6 protein-coding genes are annotated in these 4,236 nt (G+C 68.2%); 5 read left to right on the top strand and 1 reads right to left on the bottom strand.

What is annotated here, in order from left to right; all coding sequences use genetic code 11:
• On the top strand, positions 1-355 hold a 355-nt coding region (locus ETD86_RS52840; protein WP_484213975.1), incomplete at its 5' end, for a mannosyltransferase YkcB-related protein.
• Between the two features lie 69 nt (positions 356-424).
• On the opposite strand, the gene ETD86_RS52835 is transcribed toward ETD86_RS52840, so the two are convergent.
• Positions 425-814, bottom strand: coding sequence for a nuclear transport factor 2 family protein (locus tag ETD86_RS52835; RefSeq protein WP_138674150.1), 390 nt, complete (start codon positions 812-814; stop codon positions 425-427).
• An 89-nt stretch (positions 815-903) separates the two neighbouring features.
• On the opposite strand from ETD86_RS52835, the gene ETD86_RS52830 reads away from it, so the two are divergent.
• The 4 genes from ETD86_RS52830 to ETD86_RS52815 all read left to right on the top strand — a co-directional run bounded on the left by ETD86_RS52830 (position 904) and on the right by ETD86_RS52815 (position 3,752).
• On the top strand, positions 904-1,467 hold the full coding sequence (locus tag ETD86_RS52830; RefSeq protein WP_138674149.1) for a TetR/AcrR family transcriptional regulator: 564 nt from the start codon (positions 904-906) through the stop codon (positions 1,465-1,467).
• Positions 1,468-1,561: 94 nt separating this feature from the next.
• Positions 1,562-2,563, top strand: coding sequence for an ABC transporter ATP-binding protein (locus tag ETD86_RS52825; protein WP_138674148.1), 1,002 nt, complete (start codon positions 1,562-1,564; stop codon positions 2,561-2,563).
• Positions 2,564-2,757: 194 nt separating this feature from the next.
• On the top strand, positions 2,758-3,258 hold the full coding sequence (locus tag ETD86_RS52820) for a hypothetical protein (RefSeq protein WP_138674147.1): 501 nt from the start codon (positions 2,758-2,760) through the stop codon (positions 3,256-3,258).
• A gap of 2 nt (positions 3,259-3,260) precedes the next feature.
• Positions 3,261-3,752, top strand: a complete 492-nt coding sequence (locus ETD86_RS52815) for a hypothetical protein (RefSeq protein ID WP_138674151.1) — start codon at positions 3,261-3,263, stop codon at positions 3,750-3,752.
• Positions 3,753-4,236: the final 484 nt, after the last annotated feature.

The following is a 4,236-nucleotide window of genomic DNA, read 5'->3' as shown; positions in this document are numbered from 1 at the left end:
GCTGAAGGACGGCGCCTCCGGCTACACCTGGGCGGCGGCGACCGTCGGATCGAACAACGCGGCCGGATACCAGCTGGCCAGCGGCGAGCCCGTGATGGCGGTCGGCGGGTTCAACGGCACAGATCCCGCGCCGACGCTGGAGGAGTTCAAGCAGTACGTGGCCGACAAGAAGATCCACTACTTCGTGGGCACCGGAATGGGCGGGTTCGGCGGGCGCAACACGGGCGGGCGCGACACGGGCGGGCGCGACACGGGCGGCAGCGAAGACGCGGCCCAGATCGCCGCCTGGGTCCAGGAGACCTTCGCCGCCACCACCGTCGGCGGTACCACCGTCTTCGACCTCACCCAGACCTGACCCGCCGCCGTCCGGCCGATGATCCCCGGCCCTCACAGGGCCGGGTGACGCCTTCGTGGCGGCAAGGGGTCAGCTCGCCGCGGCGCGGACCTGGGCGACAGCGCTGGTGTCCATGTAGTCCCTCGTGTGGACGATCTCGCCGTTCCTGATCCGCAGGACCAGGAGGCCGGGGACCGTGATCGACCGGTCCCCGACCGTCACGTACGTGTCCTGCTCCACCACCACGACCTCGGGATCCTCCGTCCGGTGCAGCGCCAGCCTGCGTACCTCCGTGGCTTCGAACGGCGCGGCCCACATCGCGCGGTAGCCCGCGCGGATCTCCTCCCTGCCCTTGTACGCCGGCAGACCGCCGAACGGGAACTCGTGCAGCCCGTCCGCCGCGTAGAGGCCGGCCAGTGCGTCGGCCGACTTGTGGAGCATCGCGTCGTGATAGCCCGTGACGATCTCGTCGATGGACATGAATGGCCTCCCATTTCGCTCAACAACCGTTGACTCAACGAGCGTAGAGCGAAAAGGGGAGACGAGTCAACGCATGTAGAGTTCGGGTCGTGAGCGAGAAGCTGCTTCCCCGGGCCGAGCGGCGGCGCAGGACCGAGGGCAGGATCCTCGACGCGGCCAGGACGCTCTTCGCCGAGTTGGGGTTCGAGCGCACCACGATCAGGGCCGTCGCCCGGATGGCGGAGGTCGATCCCGCCCTGGTCATGCAGTACTTCGGCAACAAGCAGGAGCTCTTCCGCCGGGCCGTGCGGGTGGCGCCGGTCCCCGACGCCGGGCTGGACAGCGACGAGCTCGTCGAGTACCTGCTCGGCACGCTCACCCTGAAGATCGGCGAGCTGCCGCAGAGCTCCCTGGCCATGCTGCGGTCCATGCTCACCCACCCCGAGGCCGCCGCGTCGGCGCGGGAGCTGCTGGGCAGGCAGATCGACCGGCTGGCCGACTCCGTTCACGGTGAGGACGCCCGGCTGCGGGCCGCGCTGATGACGATGATCATGCTCGGTGTGACGGTCGGCCACCAGCTCCTGGAGCTGGACGAACTACGCGAGGTGTCCCAGGAGGAGATCGCGCGGGTGCTGCGCCCGAGCCTGCGAGCGCTTACTGGACCCGAAGTCTGATAACCGCCTCGTAACAAGTTCCCGGATCGGGTTCCCGCCCCGCCGGACGTCGTTACCGTGATGGCAACATCCCCGGAGTACGGGAGGGTGGCCAGTGGGCGTCGAAGTCGTCGTGGACGGGCTCACCAAGTCGTTCGGGCGTCAGGTCATCTGGGAGGACGTCTCGCTCACGCTGCCCGCGGGCGAGATCTCCGTCCTGCTCGGCCCGTCGGGCACCGGCAAGTCGGTCTTCCTGAAGACGCTGGTCGGGCTGCTGCGGCCGGACCGCGGCCACATCTGGATCGACGGCTACGACCTGGCCAACTGCACCGAGAGCAAGCTCTACGAGCTCCGCAGGCTCTTCGGCGTGCTGTTCCAGGACGGCGCGTTGTTCGGCTCGCTCAATCTCTACGACAACATCGCCTTCCCGCTGCGCGAGCACACCAAGAAGACCGAGTCCCAGATCCGCCAGATCGTGATGGAGAAGATGGAGCTGGTCGGCCTGCTCGGCGCGGAGCGCAAGCTCCCGGGGGAGATCTCGGGCGGCATGCGCAAGCGGGCCGGCCTGGCCAGGGCGCTGGTGCTGGATCCGGAGATCATCCTGTTCGACGAGCCGGACTCCGGCCTCGACCCGGTGCGCACGGCATACCTCAACCAGCTCATCGTCGATCTCAACGCCGAGGTCGAGGCGACGTTCCTGATCGTGACGCACGACATCAACACTGCCCGCACGGTGCCCGACAGCATCGGGCTGCTCTTCCGGCGCGAACTGGTGATGTTCGGCCCGCGCGAGATGTTGTTGTCGAGCGACGAGCCGGTGGTGCGGCAGTTCCTCAACGCCAGGAGACACGGGCCGATCGGCATGTCGGAGGAGAAGGACATCTCCGAGCTGGAGGCCGAGGCCCAGATGGGGCACGATCCTGGCGCGCTGCCGCCGATCCCGCCGCAGCTCATGCCTACAGGCAACCGGATCCGCCGCACCCAGCAGCCCCCCGGTGTCTGGCTGGCGGCCAACGGCGTGATCCCGCCGCAGGGCTCGTTCGTGGACGAGCGCGGCCGCAACTGGCTGGACGAATACCCGCGCCTGGTCAACGCCTTCCTGCACGGCGTCAAGTAAGGATCCGCCCCGGGAAGGTCTCCACGTCGGAAATGGGGGCTCAGCGAGGCTCTGAGGGCCGTATGGAGGCATTTGCGGTATCTCGCAAGCCATTCACCCATTCCTGTACCACCTCGGTTGGTTCAGGGGCTCCAGGCGTGACCGCCGCGTTATGATCCGGCGGCGGCCGGCGCGCGGGAAGGGGTGGTGCAGACGTGGCGGGACTCGACGTTCGGCTCGCTCGCATCCTGATCGCGGCGCTCGGCGGAGTGCTGGCGGCGCTCGTCGGCGCGGGCGTGTGGATCGCCGTGCAGGCGCGCGACGAGCAGGGCAGGGAGGGCGACAAGGAAGCCGCGCTGCTGGCGGCGGGCGCCCACGCCAGGAATCTGATCTCGCTGGACTACCGGACCGTCGAGGCCGATCTGCAGCGCATACTCGACACCTCCACGGGGGCGGCCAGGGCCGAATACGCCGCCACCGCGGACAAGCTCAAGTCCACCACGGTCGGGAGCAAGGTCGTCCAGCAGGGCGTGTTGCGTGCGGCAGGGCTCGTCTCGCTGACAGGCGCGAAGGCCAAGGTGCTGGTCGTGGCGGACGTGGAGATCCGCTGGGACGGCTCGGCGAACGCGCCACAGGCGCGGTACCACCGGTGGTCCATGGACCTGGACAAGGTCGGCGGCGCCTGGCTGGTGTCGAAGGCGGTGCAGGTCCTGTGAGGATGTTCGTGATCGTGCTGCTGGGCGTGCTCGTGCTCGTGGCGGGCGTGCTGGTGCCGACGATGTGGTTCAACCTGCGCGATCTCCGCGACGCCGACGCGGCCGGCGCCGTGGCCGTGGCCGCGGCCAGGAAAGTCGCGCCCGACCTGCTCTCGTACGACTACCGGACCGTCGAGGAGGACCTGGTGCGCGCCGGCGCGCACACCACCGGAGAGCTGACCAAGCACTACAAAGAGCTGACCACGAGCCTGGTCTCCAAGGCCAAGTCACAGAAGATCGTGCAGACCGTCTCGGTGGCGGGAGCGGGGGTGGAGCGGGCCGAGCCCGACCGTGTCGAGGTTCTGATCTTCGTGAACACTGCTACGGTCAAGGAGGTCCCCGGCAAAGCCGGGCTCCAGCAGCAGTTCTCGCAGAGCCGGGCGAGGTTCGTCATGGTGCGGCGGGACTCGCGCTGGCTGGTCGCCGGCCTGTCGACCTTGCTGGGCACCGCATGACGCCCCGGACCTCGGGCGCGCCGCTTCCTTCAATTGTTACCAAAAATCTGGTTTAGCGATGCATACGACAGGGGTAACCCAGTCACAGCTACACCGGTTGTCGGCATGGGTTCGGCCCCTGGTGTGACGGAGCGTTAACCGCACCCGTTCGCGGGTATCGTCTTGGGCCTGTGCGGTAGGCGATCGGTCACGCAGGGGAGAAAACCCAGCGTCCGGGCCCCGAGTCGGCCAAAAGTCCGGCTCACGGGCTTGACGTTTCCGTCTGAACGGGCGATGCTGCGACCAACGTGGAGCATGCAGCGAGAGCGAAGTGGACAGGCGTGTGCCGTTCGGCTACACTGCCCCTTTGCGCTGCCCTTTGACGACCCGCGATGCTTGCTCACGTTGCGAGGTTGTCTGGCGTGCGTGTAGTCAGTCCGCCGCGAGCCCTCGGAAGGACATCTGTTGGCAGCCTCGCGCAACGCCTCCGCCGTACCCGCTGGTC

The organism is Nonomuraea turkmeniaca (assembly GCF_005889735.1).
Classification (GTDB): Bacteria; Actinomycetota; Actinomycetes; order Streptosporangiales; family Streptosporangiaceae; genus Nonomuraea; species Nonomuraea turkmeniaca.
The sequence above is the reverse complement of the archived record's forward strand: the minus strand, read 5'-3'. Positions and strand labels throughout refer to the sequence as shown.